Genomic DNA, 19,318 nt, shown 5'->3' with positions numbered 1-19,318 from the left:
GTAACGTAATTTCTTGTTTAATATTGTGTTGCTGCAAAATTAATTTAAAATTGCCGCAATTCCAGGTAGCACTTTTCCCTCTAGCATTTCTAACATAGCTCCACCGCCTGTTGAAACATAACTCATTTTATCTTCAAGCCAAAATTGTTTTACAGCTGCCACAGAATCACCGCCACCAACAAGAGAAAAAGCTCCATTTGCAGTAGATTCTGCAATATAATTCCCTAATGTAATTGTTCCTTTGGCAAATGATTCCATTTCAAAAACGCCTAATGGCCCATTCCAAAGAATAGTTTTTGAATTCATAATCACTTCTTTGAAATGCTCCAAAGATTCAGGACCGGCATCTAAACCTTGCCACCCATCTGGAATTTCTCTTACATCAACAATTTTTGTATTTGCATTATTGGAAAAAGCATCTGCTGCAATAACATCAACAGGAATATGGATTTGAACATTTTTTTCTTTTGCAAGTTGTAAAATTTGTAATGCTAAATCTTGTTTATCATCCTCACAAATTGAATCTCCAATTTTTCCGCCAAGTGCTTTTATAAAAGTAAAAGTCATGCCTCCACCTATAATCATGTGGTCGACTTTGTCTAAAATATTTTCAATAACTGTAATTTTTGAAGATACTTTTGAACCTCCAAGAACAGCTGTTACTGGTTTTATAGAATTATTTAAAACTCGATTTAAACTCTCTATTTCTTTTGCCAAAAGCATTCCGAAGCATTTGTGATTTGGGAAAAATTTAGCAATAATTGTGGTAGAAGCATGTGCTCTATGTGCTGTTCCAAAAGCATCATTTACATAAATATCACCAAGAGACGCTAATTCTTTAGCAAAGTTTTCATCTCCAGCCTCTTCTTCTTTATAAAAACGAAGGTTTTCAAGTAATAAAACCTCTCCTTGCTTTAAATTTTTTGCAGCATTTTGAGCAATTTCACCTATGCAATCAGAAGCAAATTTAACATTTACGCTCAAAATTTCCGAACATTTTGAATTAATATGTCTTAATGAATATTGATCTTCTTTTCCTTTTGGTCTTCCTAAATGAGACATCAAAATTACACTACCCCCATCGGCAAGAATTTTGTCAATAGTAGGTTTAGCAGCTTCAATTCTGTTAGCATCTGTTACATTAAAATTTTCATCTAAGGGAACGTTAAAATCAACTCTGATTATTGCTTTTTTTGCATTGAAATTAAAATCTTGAAGTGTTTTCATTTACTCTTTATATAGTTGTAAAACATTGCAAATATAATAAAATTAATTTCATCGGCGATTGTTGTGCTTTTATCGATGGGACAGGTGCTTTTTAAACGTATTAAAGTGTTTATTTTCAAAAGAATAAAGTTTTTATAGCACTAATTGAAGCTGCCTTTATGTTTCAAAAGATACTAAGACACTTTGCAACTTATGATAGCTAAATATTTCTACTATATTTGCTTCATGCAATTTTCAGACATTATTGGGCAAGAATATATCAAAAATCATCTCATTAAAAGTGCTTTATCGGGAAGAATTCCTCATGCGCAATTGTTCGTAGGCCCCGAAGGTTGCGGCACTTTAGCAACTGCAATTGCCTATGCTCAATTTGTTTTGTGTAATAATAATGGGGAGGAGAATAATGGCGGAAATGAAAGTTGTAATTTGAAATTTCAATCGCTTTCTCATCCAGATTTACATTTTGTATATCCAAATGTTGCTAATGAAGATGTTAAATCAAAACCAAAAAGTGCAGATTTTATAGTGGATTGGCGCGAATTCGTTCTGAAAAATCCGTATGGAAGTTTGTTTGATTGGTATAAGCATTTAGGTGTTCAAAATAAACAAGGAATAATTCGGGTTGAAGACGCACAGGATATTTTAAAATCTTTGGCATTGAAATCTTATGAAGGTGGTTATAAAGTAATGATTATTTGGATGGTTGACAAAATGAATATTGAGGCTTCGAATAAATTGCTAAAACTACTAGAAGAGCCGCCAGAAAAAACACTTTTTATTTTAATTTCTGAAAACGAAGAAGATATCATTCAAACCATTCGATCGAGGTGTCAGGTTCTTTATTTTGGAGCTTTACCAGAATTTATTATTGCTAAAACAATGCGTGAAAAATATTTTTTAGACTCTACCTCTGCTTCAAAAGTAGCTCATCAAGCACAAGGAAATTATAACAAAGCCTTGCATATTTTGAATAATGACACTAATGATTTTCCTTTTGAGAAATGGTTTGTAGATTGGGTTCGTGCTGCCTTTAGAGCTAAACAAAATACTGCTGCAATTGAAGAATTAATTTCTTGGAGTGAAGAAATAGCGAGTATTGGACGTGAAGGGCAGAAACAATTTTTAGATTATTGTGTAGTGATGTTTAGACAAGCAATGCTTTTAAATTATCAAACTGAAAAATTGGTTTATTTTGAACCATCAGTTGATAATTTTAATTTAGAAAAATTTGCTCCTTTTGTAAATGGCAACAATATTACCTCTATTTTTAATGAACTTTCAGATGCAATATATCATATTGAAAGAAATGGAAACGCTAAAATAATTTTAACCGATTTATCCATAAAACTTACTAGATTAATCCATAAAAATGAATAAATTATGAATAATACTGCTTCAATTTTAGTATTGGTTTTTTTTGCTGTCACTTTTATACAATCTGCCTATGATAAAGTTTTTTCTTGGCAAGGAAATATTGACTGGCTTAAAGGGCATTTTGCTCAAACTATTTTAAAGAACAATGTGCCGTTAGCTTTATTTATTATTTTAATTCTTGAATTAATAACTGGTGTTTTAACTCTTGTTGGATGTGTTGAATTACTAATTAATGGAGGTAAAACTTTTGGCTTTTATGGTGCTGTTTTTTCTAGTATAACATTGATTTTCTTGCTATTAGGACAAAGGTTAGCTAAAGATTATGATGGTGCAAGAACAATTGCGATTTACTTTATCCCGTCTATTATTGCTGTTTGGTGGTTAAGCTGATAATAGCTATTATATAAAAATGGCAAGTTGATGATCAACTTGCCATTTTTTAATTATATTGAATTAGAAATTATTGCCTTTCTTCTTTTTTATTGCTTGTTTTATCAGCCTTTTTCCCTTCGTTTTTATATTTATCGTTGACAGATTTTAAAATATCATTTGTGATATCATAACTGTCTTTAGCATAAAGTATAGAAGCTGCTTCGCCTGTTCCATAAATATAATCATAACCTTTTTCTTTTCCGTAGTCTTTTATTACTTTACGATATGTCTTAACTAAAGTATCCATTTCAAGGCCGCTTTCTTCTTGCAATTGTTGTAACATTGCTTGCTGAGCGTAATTTAATTCTTGCTCTCTTTGTTGCAGTTCAGCTCCTTTTTGTTGTGCCCAAGCCTGCCCGTTAGCCATAGCATTTTGTTTAAAACTCGCCGCTTCTGATTTAAACTTTGAAACCTCAGCTTCTAATTGACCTCCCATTACTTTGGATTTGTCTTTATATTTTGCTTCGATATCTTTAGCCTCTGTAGATTCTTTCATTAATTTAGAAGTATCTATGTAAGCCGTTTTAAAATCTTTCGTCTCTGATGTTTTGTTACATGCTGTTATTGCAATAGTTATTGCAATAAGATAAAGTGTTTTTTTAATCATTTTTTTAAAGTTGTTAATGAAAAATTAGGATTTTTTCTAAGGAATTATTAAGGAATTAAATATTTTGTCCAAAATTATAAAAATATACTTGTATAAACTAGTTGTGAAAATTTGTGATCGCTTTTGTTTTTAACCGCCATAAGTAATAATTATTAAAAACAATCTTTTGATTTGATTTTTCTATGGTTTTTGGCTTTCAATAAAGTGTTTTTAGACGCTTAATTATTTTATGTATGTGATTTTGTATGTTTTTAGTTTTAATTAAACGAGGCTTTTTATTTTCGTTTTACTAATTATTTATTACATAAATGTGAGATGAATACTCTTTTGTTTTCTTTCCTGAGAGATTTGACTTCAAACCGACAAAAAAAGCTCTGACAAAATTCATACTACCTGTTTTATACTTTTCAGACAATAAGCTTACATAAAAACTATCAAATTTCATTGGTAATACTTCGACTAATTTCATTTGTTTTTCTGAAAATAATTTGTCTATTGTGGTTTTTGAAAAGTGCCAAATATGTCTTGGTACATCATAAGCTGCCCAATGTCTTCCATAAAAATTTGCGTCAAAGGATTTAAAATTTGGAACTGCAATAATTATTGTTCCAGACGGTTTTAGGATTCTTTTTAATTCTTTTATATAGTCATCCAGATTAGGCACATGTTCCAATACATGCCACAAAGTTATGACATCAAAAGAATGGCTTTCTAAATCTGATAGATTTTCGGCAAAATCTACTCCTTTATTAATTGCGATTGTTTTTGCTTTTTTGCTAGGTTCGATTCCTAAGGTTTGCCATCCATCATTTTTAGCTGCCACTAAAAAATCTCCTGTGCCAGCGCCAATGTCTAAAAGTTTTCCTTTTTCTGATTTTGCATTAATTAATTTGACTTTGTTTTTGATTGCTATGCTTTTGATAAAATGATATGCTTTTTCAAACAAAGAACGTTTGCCATCAGTATGAGAAATATAATCTTCACTTTCGTAATAACTAGGTAATTGCTCTAAAGATGGTTTTGGAAAAGTTATTAATAAATCATATTCTGGATTATGATGTAATTCGAAAATTTCTTTTGAAACCGAATAATCTTTTACTTTTTGAAAAAAAATATTGTTTTGAAAACTCATATAAACACTGTATTAATAAGGCTTGACTGATTTAGTTTCACGTGGAACAAAAAATTATCTTCCCATATAAATTAATAATACTGAAACATCAGATGGAGAAACTCCGCTTATTCTTGAAGCCTGAGAAATAGTTACGGGACGAATTTTACTTAACTTTTGTTTTGCTTCTGTAGACATGGATTTAATTTTATTATAATCAAAATTTTCAGGAATCTTAATATCTTCTAATCTGGTTAATTTTTCGGCATTGTTTCTTTCTTTTTCAATATACCCTGAATATTTAACTTGTATTTCAGCTTGTTCGATGATTTCTTTATCTAATTCATTTTCTTGAATATAGTGTTGAACTTTTTCAAACTTCAATATATCGTCTAAATCAATTTGTGGTCTTGAAAACACTTTGAACATTTTATCAGACTGAACCATTGGTGCGCTTTCTTTTTCAACCAAAATAGGATTTGCCTCTTCTTGAGTAACACTGGTTTCTTTGAAAAAGTTAACCATTTTTTCACTTTCGTTGAATTTATGTTCCATTCTTCTCATTCTGCTTTCAGAAACTAAACCAATTTCGAATGACTTTGGAGTTAGCCTAAAATCGGCATTATCTTGACGTAAGAGTGTTCGGTATTCAGCACGTGAGGTAAACATTCTATAGGGTTCTTCAGTGCCTTTAGTTATTAAATCGTCAATTAAAACCCCTATGTAAGCTTCGTCTCGGCGTAAAATTAAGGGCGCTTGTTCTTTTACTTTTAATGCAGCGTTAATTCCGGCCATCATTCCTTGAGATGCAGCTTCTTCATAACCTGTCGTTCCGTTAATTTGACCAGCAAAAAACAATCCTTCAACTAACTTTGTTTCGAGAGTGTGCCTCAACTGTGTTGGCGGAAAATAGTCGTATTCAATAGCATAACCAGGTCTGAAAAATTTAACTTTTTCAAACCCTTCTACAGAACGTAATGCTTTAAACTGAATGTCTTCGGGCAGAGAAGTTGAAAATCCGTTTACATATACTTCTACAGTGTTCCATCCTTCAGGCTCTACAAAGAGTTGGTGTCTTTCTTTGTCAGCAAATCGATTAATTTTATCTTCAATAGAGGGACAATATCTTGGGCCTATACTTTTAATTCTACCATTAAACATTGGAGATCGATCAAAACCTTCGCGAAGTATACTATGGACTTCATTTGAAGTGTAAGTCATATGACACAATTTTTGATGGGTTAGCGGTTTTGTTTCATCTGAATAAGAAAACTTGTCGGGAACCAAATCTCCGGCTTCTTCTTTCATTTTAGAATAATCAAGTGAACGCCCATCAACTCTTGGCGGGGTTCCTGTTTTCATTCTCCCTGCTTCAAAGCCGGCTTTGATTAAATCATCTGTAATGCCATAAGCAGCACTTTCTCCTGCTCTCCCTCCGCCAAATTGTTTGTCGCCAATGTGAATTAATCCATTAAGAAATGTTCCGTTAGTTAACACAACTGTTTTGGCTTTAATCTCTATTCCAAGGGAGGTTACAATTCCTTCGATTTTATTATTCTTTATTAAAAGGCTTTTGACCATTTCTTGATAAAAATCAAGATTAGGAGTTTGTTCTAATCTCAACCTCCACTCTTCCGAAAAACGCATTCTGTCTGATTGTACTCTTGGAGACCACATAGCCGGTCCTTTTGATTTGTTTAACATTTTAAACTGCACTGCTGTTTTATCCGAAATAATTCCTGAATATCCTCCTAGCGCGTCAATTTCACGAACAATCTGCCCTTTTGCGATCCCACCCATTGCTGGATTACATGACATTTGGGCAATATTTTGTAAACTCATAGTAACCAATAAGGTGCTACAGCCAAGATTTGCTGATGCTGCCGCTGCTTCACAACCTGCGTGACCCGCTCCAACTACTATTGTGTCGTATTTTTCTAAAAACATTTTAATTTTGTTTCACGTGGAACATCTTCATTTTTTCCTCTTCTTTTAGGCGCATAAGTTTTTTGTCGTCTTTATTTTTATCCTTGTATCCGCAGTAGTGTAAAACTCCATGTGCCATAACTCTTTTTAATTCATCTTGAAAATCAACATCAAAATCTTGGGCGTTTTCGCGAACTCTTTCAATTGAAATGAAAACATCTCCGTGTAACTCGTTTCCTACAGAGTAATCAAAACTTATTACATCAGTTAAAGTGTCGTGCTTTAGGTATTGTTTGTTTATTTCTAGCAAGTAATCATCGTTGCAAAAAATATAATTAATCTCACCTTCCTTCTTTATTTCAGAGTTGATGATTTTAGAAATCCATTCCGAATATAAGGATTCGTCTTGCAAAGTAAAATCTAGCTCGTAGTTGAAACTAATCATTTGTTTTAAAATATTCTTGAACCTTTTGGTTAAAATTGGAGCGCAAAGGTAAGCTTTGTCTGTTTAAAATTTCTATACTCTTTAAATATTCTTTAAGTTTTGAGGGCAGCAAATTGGCTTTGTTGCCAAACTCTTTCTTATTAGTTTCAGATTGTCGTTTCTTGTCTTCGCCTTGTTGTTGTATTGCCTTTTCAAGTTTTAATAATTCATATTTGACGTTTAAAATCTTTTGTAAATTTTCATTATTAAAACCCTTATTTAAAAGTTGCTTTTCAATTTGTTTCATTTGATCTAAAGCATTTTGACCGCTTCCACCAACACCTTGTTTTTTCAATTCGTTTTCTAAAGCTTCACGCAATTGTTGTTGTTCTTTGTAAATTTCCATGATGCCTTTTGCGTCTCCTTCACCATCTTGACCGTTTTCGCCATTTTTATTGCCTTGCGAATTTCCATTACGGTCACCTTGACCATTTTTGCCGTTCTGACCGTTTTTACCGTTTCCATCTTTACCCTGGTTTTTCCCTTCGGTTCCGCCTTCAGATTCTCCATCTTTTCCGTCTTTACCTTCTCCTGGTTTTTCGCCTTTTTTCATTCCTTTTTTCATCTTTTCACCCAAACCATCTTGCTTTTTGATAATGTCTGGTAACTGCATTCCTGCACCCTGTCCTTTTCCAGGTTTAGGTTTTCCTTGACCTTGCATCTGCATGTTCATTTGCATGCCGTTAAGAATGTCGCTCAGCATGTCGGCTAGTTTATTAGATGAAGAAACCGCATATTGCTGGTGTGAATTTCCTTTCGGGATATTAGCTTCTGCTAAAGTTTCAATTGCTTTATCTACGTTATATTGAACGTTTCCGATTTCTGTTGTGATGTTCTCTGCTATTTTTGGATTGCGTAGAGACATGGCAAATAAACTATCATCAACATGTTTGAACTGTTGCTTTAAGTCCTGTTGGATTTTCAAGTTTTTATTAAATGATGGAGCGCCCCTGTTTAAGTTTTTAAACTTCTTCATTACATCTTCTTGGGAAAAAGAATAGGCCAGAAGATTGTCTAAAATTTGACGTAACATAGCAACATCTTCTTCCATTTGATCCTTTTCGCCTGATTGCATTTCCTCTTGCATTTCTTGGCTCATTTGCTTCATTTTTTTTGAAGCACTTTTTTGTTTTTGTTTTGCCTCTTCTTTCTGTTGTTTTTGTAATTGGTCTTTTGCGTTATTTAAATCTTCGTCTATGCTCTTCTCTTTTTCTTCTGTTTTTGGTAAATCTATTGGAGCTTTTAATTCTTTATTGTCTTTTTCTAAATCGTTGATTTCTTCCTGAATCTTATCGAATTCTTTGTTGATTTCATCTTGCTTGTCCGTTTTGTTTTCCTCTGTTTTGTCAGCTAATTTATCTTGTTTGTCGGCTAATTTGTCAAGTTTATTTGCAATTTGTTCTGCTTTTTTCTCCACATAATAGCGTTTAGTTAATTCAACCAATTGCTCTAAGCTTTTAGTTTGATTTTTACTGGCTTGTTGGAACTTCTCCATTTTTTCAAACAATTCTTCTTTACTGATTTTATCATTCAGCTTTTGAAGCTCGTCTAAAAGTTTTTTGTTTTTTTCTAACTCTTCTTTTGTTTTCTCTAACCGTTCTTGAAGTAATTCTTTTTTTTCGTCTTTCTTTTCTGATTTAAATTGCTCTAAATTATCTTTCATCTTTTCAGAGAACTCTTTCATCATTTCATCCTGTTGCTTTTGACGTTGGATAAAATCATTTACTTTTTGTTGTTCTTTATAGTCTAGATTATCTTTCTCTTTGCCCATTTTTTGTAATTTTTCCATTTCGGAAAGCTGTTTGTCTTGGGCTTTTAAGGATTTGGCTAAAGAGTTAATGTTTTCATTTTGTTGCTGTAACATTTCGTCTTGCTTCTCTGTCTCGGTTGCAATTCGATTGCTGAATACAGAAGACTTTGTGCTTTTTAAATTATGAATAGCATCGTTATCAAAAACCTCAAAATAATATTCATACGAAACACCTTCTTCTACCGGTAGATTGCTTGGGAAAGAAAAAACAAATTGGTCATAAACATCTTTTTTTACATTTATAAATGCCTTTTTAAGTTTATTTGGTGTGTCTTTTGGATAATAGACAACCTGTAATCTAGACAATCCATAATCGTCAGAAACTTGTCCTAAAACAAAGTTCTTATTGACCTTTAAACTATCTGGTGCGTTGTTCACAGTAATGGACGGATATTGATCTTTAATTACGGAAAGCTGATAATTTAATTTCTCATAATTCTGAATTTTATTATTCGATGTGAGGATTTGATAATCTATATTCTGTAGAATACTTTTAGACAATGTAAATATATTGTCATTTTTAGCAAACCTATAGCGGGCGTTTTCATTTACCCAATCTACTTTTTGAGTAGCGAGCGTATTCATTCTCCAAGTTACCTGAGTTCCTTCTGGAATAATTGCATTTCCAGTTCCTTTGATAACTTCTGATTTTTTATTCAGGTAATTGGGGAAATTCAACACCATTTCAAAATTAGCAATCGATGGAACTGTAACAACTTTCAATTCATAATTATGTGACGAGACGTCATTGGCTTCTATATGAAACTCTAAATCTTCAGAAGGTTTTGGAATCACAAATTCAAATTCACCTGCTTTAATACTTTCCATAAAATAACTTTCATCGCCAATAAAAATCAAGGCATTTTCAGGAACTACTTTACCATTTGTTTTTACTTTTAAAAGAAAATCCTTGTTTTGTTCAGTCTGCAAATTGGTATTTAAAACTTGAAACTCAAATGGAGCCGGTGGCAAAAATTGTTGCTTGAAGTGTACTACACGGTTCAAACTTTGTGAAATCAGATTGCTGTTTCCAGAAAGATAAAAGAAAACAAAAAACAATATCGGAATAATCGCCAAAGGCAAATATTTCTTATTATTTCGAAGGTTAATAGCGTTTCCAAATGGAATTGGTTGCAACGTATTTGCTTTTTGATCAATAGATGCCGCTAACAACTCCGATTTGTTTCTGTCATAAGAAAGCTGTAAAAAATTAGTCAACTTATCTTCTATTTCGCCGAAATGATTTCCAATAATAACTGATGCCTCTTCATAATCAATGCCTTTTTGAAGTTTGGATAATTTGAATAGCGGAAAACAAATAAATCTTAGAAATAAAAAGAATTCTACGAGAATAAAAGAAGAAAACAATACGGTTCTTGCCGCTGGTTTAAGCCAAAGGAAGTATTCTATAAACAAAGTAACTATGAAATACAGTAATCCTATTCCAATAAAGAAAATAATTCCCTTTAGCAATTGATTAGTATAATACTTATTAATGAAGCCTTCTAACTTTTGATAAATAATCTTCGAATTGTCCAATTTTTATAATTTCTTTTTATAACCGATAAAAGTACAATTTTTACCGAATACCAAAGCGTTAAAAATTTGCCAAAGAAAATTCTCGATTTTATATCTCATTAAAAACTTCTTGCTTCTTGCTTCTTGCTTCTTGCTTCTGATTATCTTTGCCAAAATTTCAACAAAATGTCAAGACCTGTTAGAGTTCGTTTTGCTCCAAGTCCAACTGGACCATTACACATTGGAGGTGTTAGAACTGCCTTATTCAATTATTTATTTGCCAAAAAACATAAGGGTATTTTCTATTTGAGAATAGAGGATACCGACCAAAATCGTTTCATTCCTGGAGCGGAGCAATACATTTTTGATGCATTAGATTGGTTGGGAATAGCGCCAAGCGAAACCATTGGGAAAAATGAAAAATTTGGCCCATACCGTCAATCCGAAAGAAAGCATTTGTACAAACAATATGCAGACCAATTAATAAATTCTGGTAATGCCTATTATGCATTTGACACTGCCGAGAGTTTGGATTTCCATAGAAAACAACACGAAGAACAAGGAAAAACATTTATTTACAACTGGCACAATCGTGAAAAGTTGGATACTTCTTTAGTCTTATCAAAAGTAGAAACAGAAAAAAGAATTGCTGCTGGCGAAGCTTATGTCATCCGATTTAAAACTCCAATAAATGAAACCTTAGATTTGCATGATATTATTCGAGGTACAATTAGTTTTGAAACGAATTTGTTAGACGATAAAGTTTTGTTTAAATCTGACGGAATGCCAACGTATCATTTAGCGAATATTGTGGATGACCATTTAATGGAAACGTCGCATGTTATTCGGGGTGAAGAATGGTTACCGTCAATGCCGTTACATAGTTTATTATACAAAGCCTTTGGTTGGGAAGCTCCTGAATTTGCACACTTACCATTGATTTTAAAACCTGTAGGAAACGGAAAATTATCAAAACGGGATGGCGATAAATTAGGATTCCCAGTATTTCCATTAGAATGGAAGTCGGAAGAAGGTGTTTCTTCGGGTTACAGAGAAAATGGATTTTTCCCTGAAGCTGTAATTAACTTCCTTGCTTTATTAGGCTGGAATGATAGAACTGACCAAGAGTTATTTTCTCTTGAAGAATTAGTTGAAAAATTTGATTTAAACCGAGTTCACAAAGCTGGAGCCAAATTTGACCCAGAAAAAAATAAATGGTTTAATCATCAATATTTACAAAAACAAAGTGATGAAAAACTATCCGATTTATTTGTAGCTGATTTGGTTAAAAAAGATTTCTCCTTCGACGAAATGACAAACAAACCTTTAATGACTAAAATAGTTTCCTTAATAAAAGAACGTGCCAACTTTGTTTCGGATTTTTGGGAATTATCAGAATATTTGTTTGAAGCACCAACATCGTATGATGAAAAAGCAGCTAAAAATTGGAAAGAAGATACGCCGAGAACGATGCAGGAATTGATTTCGGTATTAGAGAATATTAAAGATTTTACTTCAGCAAACATTGAAACCGATGTCAAAGACTGGATGACGCAAAACGAAATTGGAATGGGAAAAGTAATGCAGCCGTTTCGTTTGAGTTTGGTGGGCGCCTTGAAAGGCCCCCATCTTTTTGATATAGTTGAATTGATTGGAAAAGAGGAAACCATTAAAAGACTTGAAAAAGCAATAGTATCTTTATAAAAAACTTAAACTATTTATAGTTATAAAGTTTATCTTGAATCTTTTTTAATTATAATCTGTCAGACAAATTCAAACCTATTATAAAACCAAAATTAACATTTGTATAAAATAAAAAGAGGCTTAATTACCTCTTTTTCTGTTTAAATACCAGTTAATTACAATAGGAATTATTGTTTTTATAATCGTTCCGTAAGTTCCTGAAAATACTTTTTCATACAAATTGCTTACTAAAGTTATTGTTTTAGAAGGGAGTATGCCTTCCTTGGTGTCATCAACACTTTTAAGTATTTTTTTATAATAAATCTGCCTTTCTATTTGAATAATTTTTAGGTCTAAATCTATTTCAGCGTAAGATGAATATTTTTTTGTTTCCATGATTAGTCGTTAAAAAATATTTCTGAAAATATTTCTAAAATTGGTCTTTCAACTATTTTATCTTTGATTAAAAACAAGAATAAAGCTAATACAAAATAAATCCCTGCTACACATAAAAAACCTATTGGATAGCTGCCAAAAAGTTGACCAAGAGCTAATGATCCTGCAATAGAAATAAAAAGTAAAAAAATCATCAAGCAAATTGAAATCAAAAAAAACTTTAGAGCTAATGTTGTTGACTTCATGGCTACTTTAAAACCCCAAAGTTTATAGTACGCTAAACTCGTTTCTATATATGCTTTGGTGTTTTGCTGAATGCCTTCTGCGTTTTGTTTTAATTCTTCAAAAGCCATTATTTCTGAAGTTTTGCGTTTTGTTTTTTAAGCTCTGCTAGTTTCTCTTCCAAAAAAGTTATTGCTTCTTCCGCTTTGTAACTTGAATCAGAAAGCAAATCATTAATTGTATCTTTCAAATCGTCTTTTGTTTTTGAAAACTTTTCTTTGGTTTCTGTTTCCAGGGAATTCCATTTTGATTTAGCTTCATCTTTAAGATCATCCAAACCATCTTTAATCTTTTCTCTTGTTTTCGAACCTTTATCGGGAGCAAATAAAATTCCTAATCCCAATCCAACTACTGCTCCAGCAAGAAGGGCTAAAATGCTATTGTTGTTTGAACTTGACATGATTTCTAAAATTTAATTTCAAATAAAGTTACGAAAAAAATCGTTTGGATTGATTGGAAGGCGAAAACTTGTTTTAAAGAAAAATTACCAATGTTTATATTGGTTTTAATAATTATGCCGTTAAATTCTAAAAAGTGGCTTAAAATCAAAATATAAAAGCCATTTTTAATAATTAAAACAAATGATTTAATATAAAACAATAAGAAAATCTAATAATAGAAAAAGCCCACAACAAAGTGAGCTTTTAATTTGTAAAATCTATTTTGATTTTTATTCTTTGGCTTCCACTTTTGCCCAAGTGTCTCTCAAACCTACTGTTTTATTAAAAACTAATTGCTGTGCTGAAGAGTCTTTGTCGACACAAAAATAGCCCAAACGTTGGAATTGAAATTGGTCTAAATTTTTTACAGTTTGTAAACTTGGTTCCAAATATCCTGTAATTACTTCCAAGGAATTTGGATTAATGTATTCTTTGAAATCAACCTCTTTATCGCCATCCGGATTTTCATGAGTGAATAATCGGTCATAAATACGAACTTCAGCTTTAATTGCATGATTGATAGAAACCCAATGAATAGTTCCTTTTACTTTACGTTGAGAAGCTTCTGTACCGCTTCCGCTTCGAGAGTCTGTATCATAAGTACAATGAATTTGGGAAATATTACCATCAGTATCTTTAATAACACTTTCGCCTTTAATAATATACCCATTTTTCAAACGAACTTCTGTTCCTAAGGTTAAACGGAAAAATTTCTTATTGGCTTCTTCCTGAAAATCTTCTCTTTCGATATACAATTCTTTTGAAAAAGGCACTTTTCTATAGGTCATTATTTCTTCCTCTGGATTGTTTTCTGCCTCTAACCATTCTTCTTTTCCATCAGGATAATTAGTGATAACCAACTTCACAGGATTCAGAACCGCCATCACACGGTGTGTTGATTTATTCAATTCTTCGCGAACACAAAACTCTAAAAGCGAAACATCTATTAAATTCGTGCGTTTTGCAATTCCTATAGTGTTTGCAAAATTCCTGATTGCCATTGGCGGATAACCGCGTCTTCGCATTCCAGAAATGGTACTCATTCTTGGATCGTCCCAACCAGTAACATGATTTTCTTCTACTAATTGCAGTAGTTTTCTTTTTGAGACAACTGTATGTGAAAGGTTTCTGCGAGCAAATTCTCGTTGTTTTGGACGAACTTTATTCTCATCATAAACTTGGTCTAAAAACCAATCGTATAATTCTCGGTGAGGCAAGAATTCGAGTGTACAAAATGAATGTGAAATCTGTTCCAAATAATCGCTTTCGCCATGCGCCCAATCATACATTGGATAAATACACCAATCATTTGCTGTCCTGTGATGATGTTCATGCAGAATTCGGTACATAATTGGGTCACGCATCAACATATTGTTGTGTGACATATCTATTTTGGCGCGAAGAATATGAGTTCCGTTCGGAAATTCCCCGTTTTTCATTCGTATAAATAAATCTAAATTCTCTTGAACAGTACGATCTCTGTAAGGCGAGTTGGTTCCAGGAGTGGTTGGTGTTCCTTTTTGATTTGCCATTGCCGAAGATGATTGGCTGTCAACATACGCTTTTCCTTTTTTAATAAATTCAATAGCCCAATCGTATAATTGTTGAAAATAATCCGAAGCATAACATTCGTTACTCCATTGAAAACCTAACCATTCAATATCTCTTTTGATAGCGTCAACATATTCTTGTTCTTCTTTTGCTGGATTAGTATCATCAAAACGCAAGTTTACTGGTGCTTGATAATCCAATCCTAATCCAAAGTTTAAACAAATTGCACTTGCATGACCCACGTGTAAATAACCGTTGGGTTCAGGAGGGAAACGAAAACGTAGTTTATCATTGGACAAACCATTTTTTAAATCTTCTTCTATGATTTGTTCAATGAAATTAAGTGACTTCTCTTCTGTTGACATTATTTTTGTAATTTTAGCAAAGATATTAAAAACGTTACGAGTTACAAGTTTATAAAAACCAAACAACCCGAAACCTGAAACTCGAAATCCGAAACTTAAAAAATGGGAACAATAAAACTACAAAATATTAGAACTTTTTCTTTTCACGGATGCTTAAAAGAAGAAGCATTAATTGGTTCCGATTACCGTGTGGATTTGGAGATTAAAACAGATTTAAGAAAATCTTCGATGACAGATGATTTAAATGATACAGTTGATTATGTCTTGCTTAATAAAATTGTAGTAGAAGAAATGGCTATTCGTTCTAAATTATTGGAACATGTAGGTCACCGAATTGTTACTAAAATTTTTAGTGAAATTCCATCAGTGTCTAGAATAGTTTTGGCAGTTTCTAAACTGAATCCTCCTATTGGCGGAGATGTTGAAGCAGTTACTATTGAACTAGAAGAATATCGTAGTTAAAAGAAATACGATTTCAAAATTAGCAATTAGGAATTCTAAAAATTATCAATTATCAATTGATAATTATCAATTGTTTTATATATTTGCCGTCAATCTGGCGTTGTGGCCGAGCGGCTAGGCACCGGTCTGCAAAACCGTCTACCCCGGTTCGAATCCGGGCGATGCCTCAAAAGAGTTACTAGAAATAGTAGCTCTTTTTTTAGTTTAATTTTTAAAATAATTGATTGAAATTATATTCGAACCTGAATGTTGACTCAAAAACCTTCAAGGAAACTTGGAAATTTTTTTATGGTAAATTTTAGAAAATTATTTTTACTTATCTAACTTTTCAAAAACGGAATTTACCATTTTTTTTTCATTAGGAAACCAAGCTTGAGAGAGTATAAAAGCACCACAGATAATCAAAATGATACTAATGAATTTCTTAATTAAGAGAATGTTTCTTGGGTTGAGTTTGTTTCGTAATTGTTTGGCTAATATTATTTTAAAAATATCGGTAACAAAATAAGTCACAATTAAAGTAGAGAAAAAAGTTAACATTCTGGATGTTTTTAATTCTAGTTGTGGTCCAATAGTTAACAGGATTGCTAACCAAAATCCAAGGACACCAATATTTATAAAATTTAAGAAAAAACCTTTAAAAAATAAGGATAAATAATTGGTTTTTTCTAATTCGTTTGGGTCAATTTCGTCTATGCTTTTTTTTGATTCTTTTTTATTTTTTACAAAAGAAATAATGCCGTAGGTAAGCATTACTAATCCACCAAAAATGAACAACGCAGGATCGTTTTTGATACTTTGAATTAATCGATAACTACTAAAAAAAGCAATTACTATAAAAATAATATCTGCTAATACAACTCCTAAATCAAATAGGATTGCAGCTCTAAATCCTTTGACTACACTGGTTTCAAGTAGTACAAAAAACACTGGTCCAATCATAAAACTTAGAAAGAAACCAAGTGGGATGGCTGATAAAATATCTTTAACTACTATCATTGTTACAATTTTGACACTGCAATTTAGAATTTAAAATCTATATTTTAAAATAAAATTACTTTGCTTGTTCTATAGTTCCGCCAGCAATTACTTTTTGATTGATTTGTTTTGGTTTACCATAAATGGTGATTTCTCCTCCAGCGCGAACTTTTGCATCGACTAAATTTGTTGCAAAAATATCGGCTTGTCCGCCAGCATTTGCAGTAATAGTTGTTTGACTGGATACTAATTTTTCTGCCTCATAAATTCCTCCTGAATTCACCAAAACATCCTGAGTTGACGCTTTTCCTTCCAAAGTTACTATTGAACCATCTGAAACTTTACTTTTCAATTTTTCTACATCAAGTAGTAGTTTTATTTCAGAACCTTCTTTGACTATAATATCAAAAGACGTTGCTTTAATTGTGTCTTCACAAGTTAATCTCGAGCCTTCATTTGCTTCAACAGCATCAATTTTTTTAAAATAAATTGTAACCGAAATATTATCTCCAGACATTATTTTAGTCAATGGCATTCTAATTTTTAATTCGCCTTTTTTATTGACTAATTCTACTTCGTTTGCTTCTTTTCCGTCAATAATAACTTTGTTTTCATCGCTCTTAATTAAGAAAACGTCTATTTGGTCAAAGGAAGTGACTTTATTAAAATCATCTACATCTTTTTCGTTTTGTCCAAAAGCTATCGAACTGACTATTAGTAAACTATAAATTAATTTTTTCATTATATCAAACTTACTATTATAAACCAAATACCGAATGTTCACTGGACATTCTCCTCTTAATATCAAACATTTCTTCTAATAAAATGGAAATCCAATTGTTTCTTTACTAAATCGGCATTTTTAACTTTAACAAAAACTTCATCTCCAAGTTGCAAAATACTTTGTGTTGCTTGTCCAATTAAAGCATATTGTTTATCATCAAAAGTGTAATAATCTTCTTTTATTTCGCGAATACGAACCATTCCTTCGCATTTGTTTTCAATTATTTCTACATAAATTCCCCATTCGGTTACACCAGAAATAACTCCGAGAAACTCTTGATCTTTGTGATCTTGCATGTATTTTACTTGCATATATTTTACTGAATCTCTTTCGGCTTGAGCAGCTAAACCTTCCATATCACTAGAATGAGCACATTTTTCTTCAAAAATATCAGCATCAGCTGATTTTCCTCCGTCTAAATAAAATTGCAACAATCGATGCACCATCACATCAGGATAACGACGAATTGGTGAGGTAAAATGACTGTAAAAATCAAATGCTAGACCGTAATGTCCAATATTTTCAGTAGAATATTTGGCTTTACTCATGCTTCGAATAGTTAAAGTATCAACTAAATTTTGTTCTTTTTTACCATTAACATCATTTAGTAATTTATTTAACGATTTTGAAATATCTTGTTTGGATTTCATGTTTATCGCATAACCAAACTTAGAAATCACCGTTTGCAGGTTGATTAACTTGTCTTCATTGGGTTCATCGTGAATTCTGTAAATAAAAGTTTTCTTTTGTTTTCCAATAAATTCGGCAACTTTTCTATTGGCTAATAACATAAATTCTTCGATTAAATGATTAGCATCTTTTGAAATTTTAAAGAATACTCCAACAGGTTCAGTATTTTCATCTAAATTGAATTTTACTTCCACTTTATCAAAAGAAATGGCACCTTCAGCCATTCTTTTTCTTCGGAGAATTTTAGCCAATTCATCTTGTTTTAAAGTAGCTTCGACTATTTCAGCTGCAACTTTATATTCTTTTCCTGTTAAAGATATTTCTGCTGGAATTACATCTGATTTGGTCTCTATAATACTTTGAGCTTCTTCATATGAAAAACGTTGATCAGAATAAATTACTGTTCTTCCAAACCAAGAATCTAAAACTTCTGCTTTTGCATTTAATTGAAAAATAGCGGAAAATGTATATTTTTCTTCATGAGGACGAAGCGAGCAAGCAAAATTAGATAATACTTCAGGCAACATTGGAACCACTCTATCTACCAAATAAACTGAAGTGGCTCTTTTATATGCTTCATCATCTAATATAGTTCCTTCTTTTAAATAATGGGAAACATCGGCAATATGAACACCAATTTCATAGTTTCCGTTTTCTAAAACTTGAAAAGATAACGCATCATCAAAATCCTTTGCATCTTTTGGATCAATTGTAAATGTCAATACTTTTCGCATATCGCGACGTTTATCTATTTCGTTTTGAGTTATCGAAGTATCTATTTTATTTGCATAAGCTTCTACTTCAATAGGGAAATCATAAGGTAAACCATATTCGGCTAAAATAGCGTGAATTTCAGTGTTGTGTTCACCTGGTTTTCCAAGAACTTTTATAACAGAACCAAACGGTGAATCGGCTTTTGCGGGCCAATCTTCTAATGTTACCAAAACCACATCACCATGTTCAGCATCAGCTAACTTATTTTTTGGAATAAAAATATCGGTATACATTTTGGCATTTGCCGTAGTTACAAATCCGAAATTTTTCTGAATATCAACAACTCCAACAAATTCTGTTTTATGTCTTTCTATAATTTCAATTACCTCTGCTTCAGGTTTTCTCGAACTTCTTCTGTCATACACATAGGCTTTTACTTTATCGTTATCCAATGCATGATTTAAATTTATAAAAGGGATGAATA

General features: G+C 32.0%; 17 protein-coding genes and 1 tRNA gene. 5 read left to right on the top strand and 13 right to left on the bottom strand.

What is annotated here, in order from left to right; translation table 11 throughout:
* Nucleotides 1-39 precede the first annotated feature (39 nt).
* A complete protein-coding gene (locus ACOYLT_RS01515) occupies nucleotides 40-1,227 on the bottom strand; it encodes a phosphoglycerate kinase (RefSeq protein ID WP_422852069.1) in 1,188 nt (395 codons plus the stop codon).
* A gap of 225 nt (nucleotides 1,228-1,452) precedes the next feature.
* Between ACOYLT_RS01515 and ACOYLT_RS01510 the strand changes: the two genes are divergently transcribed.
* Complete coding sequence (locus ACOYLT_RS01510) at nucleotides 1,453-2,604, top strand: ATP-binding protein (RefSeq protein WP_422852068.1); 1,152 nt, start codon at nucleotides 1,453-1,455, stop codon at nucleotides 2,602-2,604.
* A gap of 3 nt (nucleotides 2,605-2,607) precedes the next feature.
* On the top strand, nucleotides 2,608-2,991 hold the full coding sequence (locus ACOYLT_RS01505; protein ID WP_422852067.1) for a DoxX family protein: 384 nt from the start codon (nucleotides 2,608-2,610) through the stop codon (nucleotides 2,989-2,991).
* Nucleotides 2,992-3,061: 70 nt separating this feature from the next.
* On the opposite strand, the gene ACOYLT_RS01500 is transcribed toward ACOYLT_RS01505, so the two are convergent.
* The 5 genes from ACOYLT_RS01500 to ACOYLT_RS01480 form a co-directional block, all read right to left on the bottom strand.
* Entirely contained in the window at nucleotides 3,062-3,637 is a 576-nt protein-coding gene (locus ACOYLT_RS01500; protein ID WP_422852097.1) for an OmpH family outer membrane protein, read from the bottom strand.
* Nucleotides 3,638-3,929: 292 nt separating this feature from the next.
* The gene (locus ACOYLT_RS01495) at nucleotides 3,930-4,772 is read right to left on the bottom strand and encodes a class I SAM-dependent methyltransferase (protein ID WP_422852066.1); all 843 of its coding nucleotides are present in this window, start codon (nucleotides 4,770-4,772) and stop codon (nucleotides 3,930-3,932) included.
* A 54-nt stretch (nucleotides 4,773-4,826) separates the two neighbouring features.
* Complete coding sequence (mnmG, locus tag ACOYLT_RS01490; protein WP_422852065.1) at nucleotides 4,827-6,698, bottom strand: tRNA uridine-5-carboxymethylaminomethyl(34) synthesis enzyme MnmG; 1,872 nt, start codon at nucleotides 6,696-6,698, stop codon at nucleotides 4,827-4,829.
* Between the two features lies 1 nt (nucleotide 6,699).
* Nucleotides 6,700-7,122 (bottom strand): rRNA maturation RNase YbeY, encoded by a 423-nt coding sequence (gene ybeY / locus ACOYLT_RS01485; protein ID WP_422852064.1) that lies wholly within the window; start codon nucleotides 7,120-7,122, stop codon nucleotides 6,700-6,702.
* Nucleotides 7,115-10,510 (bottom strand): hypothetical protein, encoded by a 3,396-nt coding sequence (locus tag ACOYLT_RS01480; RefSeq protein WP_422852063.1) that lies wholly within the window; start codon nucleotides 10,508-10,510, stop codon nucleotides 7,115-7,117. The genes ybeY and ACOYLT_RS01480 overlap by 8 nt, the downstream gene beginning before the upstream one ends.
* A gap of 165 nt (nucleotides 10,511-10,675) precedes the next feature.
* Here ACOYLT_RS01480 and gltX point away from each other — a divergent pair, with 165 nt between their 5' ends.
* Nucleotides 10,676-12,193, top strand: a complete 1,518-nt coding sequence (gene gltX / locus ACOYLT_RS01475; RefSeq protein ID WP_422852062.1) for a glutamate--tRNA ligase — start codon at nucleotides 10,676-10,678, stop codon at nucleotides 12,191-12,193.
* 120 nt (nucleotides 12,194-12,313) lie between these two features.
* Here the strand turns inward: gltX and ACOYLT_RS01470 are convergent, their stop codons facing one another.
* The 4 genes from ACOYLT_RS01470 to ACOYLT_RS01455 all read right to left on the bottom strand — a co-directional run bounded on the left by ACOYLT_RS01470 (nucleotide 12,314) and on the right by ACOYLT_RS01455 (nucleotide 15,206).
* Entirely contained in the window at nucleotides 12,314-12,568 is a 255-nt protein-coding gene (locus ACOYLT_RS01470) for a DUF6327 family protein (RefSeq protein WP_422852061.1), read from the bottom strand.
* A 2-nt stretch (nucleotides 12,569-12,570) separates the two neighbouring features.
* A complete protein-coding gene (locus ACOYLT_RS01465) occupies nucleotides 12,571-12,921 on the bottom strand; it encodes a competence protein (RefSeq protein WP_422852060.1) in 351 nt (116 codons plus the stop codon).
* Nucleotides 12,921-13,250: a YtxH domain-containing protein gene (locus ACOYLT_RS01460; protein WP_422852059.1), complete on the bottom strand. Its 330-nt coding sequence runs from the start codon at nucleotides 13,248-13,250 to the stop codon at nucleotides 12,921-12,923. Before ACOYLT_RS01460 ends, ACOYLT_RS01465 begins: the two co-directional genes overlap by 1 nt.
* 270 nt (nucleotides 13,251-13,520) lie before the next feature.
* Nucleotides 13,521-15,206: a glutamine--tRNA ligase/YqeY domain fusion protein gene (locus ACOYLT_RS01455; RefSeq protein ID WP_422852058.1), complete on the bottom strand. Its 1,686-nt coding sequence runs from the start codon at nucleotides 15,204-15,206 to the stop codon at nucleotides 13,521-13,523.
* 102 nt (nucleotides 15,207-15,308) lie between these two features.
* On the opposite strand from ACOYLT_RS01455, the gene folB reads away from it, so the two are divergent.
* Both folB and ACOYLT_RS01445 read left to right on the top strand, forming a co-directional pair.
* Complete coding sequence (gene folB / locus ACOYLT_RS01450) at nucleotides 15,309-15,668, top strand: dihydroneopterin aldolase (RefSeq protein WP_422852057.1); 360 nt, start codon at nucleotides 15,309-15,311, stop codon at nucleotides 15,666-15,668.
* A 96-nt stretch (nucleotides 15,669-15,764) separates the two neighbouring features.
* A tRNA-Cys gene (locus ACOYLT_RS01445) sits at nucleotides 15,765-15,835 on the top strand.
* A 145-nt stretch (nucleotides 15,836-15,980) separates the two neighbouring features.
* Here the strand turns inward: ACOYLT_RS01445 and ACOYLT_RS01440 are convergent.
* The 3 genes from ACOYLT_RS01440 to rnr form a co-directional block, all read right to left on the bottom strand.
* Nucleotides 15,981-16,667, bottom strand: coding sequence for a LysE family translocator (locus ACOYLT_RS01440; RefSeq protein WP_422852056.1), 687 nt, complete (start codon nucleotides 16,665-16,667; stop codon nucleotides 15,981-15,983).
* Between the two features lie 55 nt (nucleotides 16,668-16,722).
* On the bottom strand, nucleotides 16,723-17,388 hold the full coding sequence (locus ACOYLT_RS01435) for a head GIN domain-containing protein (protein WP_422852055.1): 666 nt from the start codon (nucleotides 17,386-17,388) through the stop codon (nucleotides 16,723-16,725).
* A gap of 62 nt (nucleotides 17,389-17,450) precedes the next feature.
* The coding region (rnr, locus tag ACOYLT_RS01430; RefSeq protein WP_422852054.1) for a ribonuclease R at nucleotides 17,451-19,318 on the bottom strand (1,868 nt) is incomplete at its 5' end.

The organism is Flavobacterium sp. (assembly GCF_049318185.1).
Taxonomy (GTDB): domain Bacteria; phylum Bacteroidota; class Bacteroidia; order Flavobacteriales; family Flavobacteriaceae; genus Flavobacterium.
The sequence above is the reverse complement of the archived record's forward strand: the minus strand, read 5'-3'. Positions and strand labels throughout refer to the sequence as shown.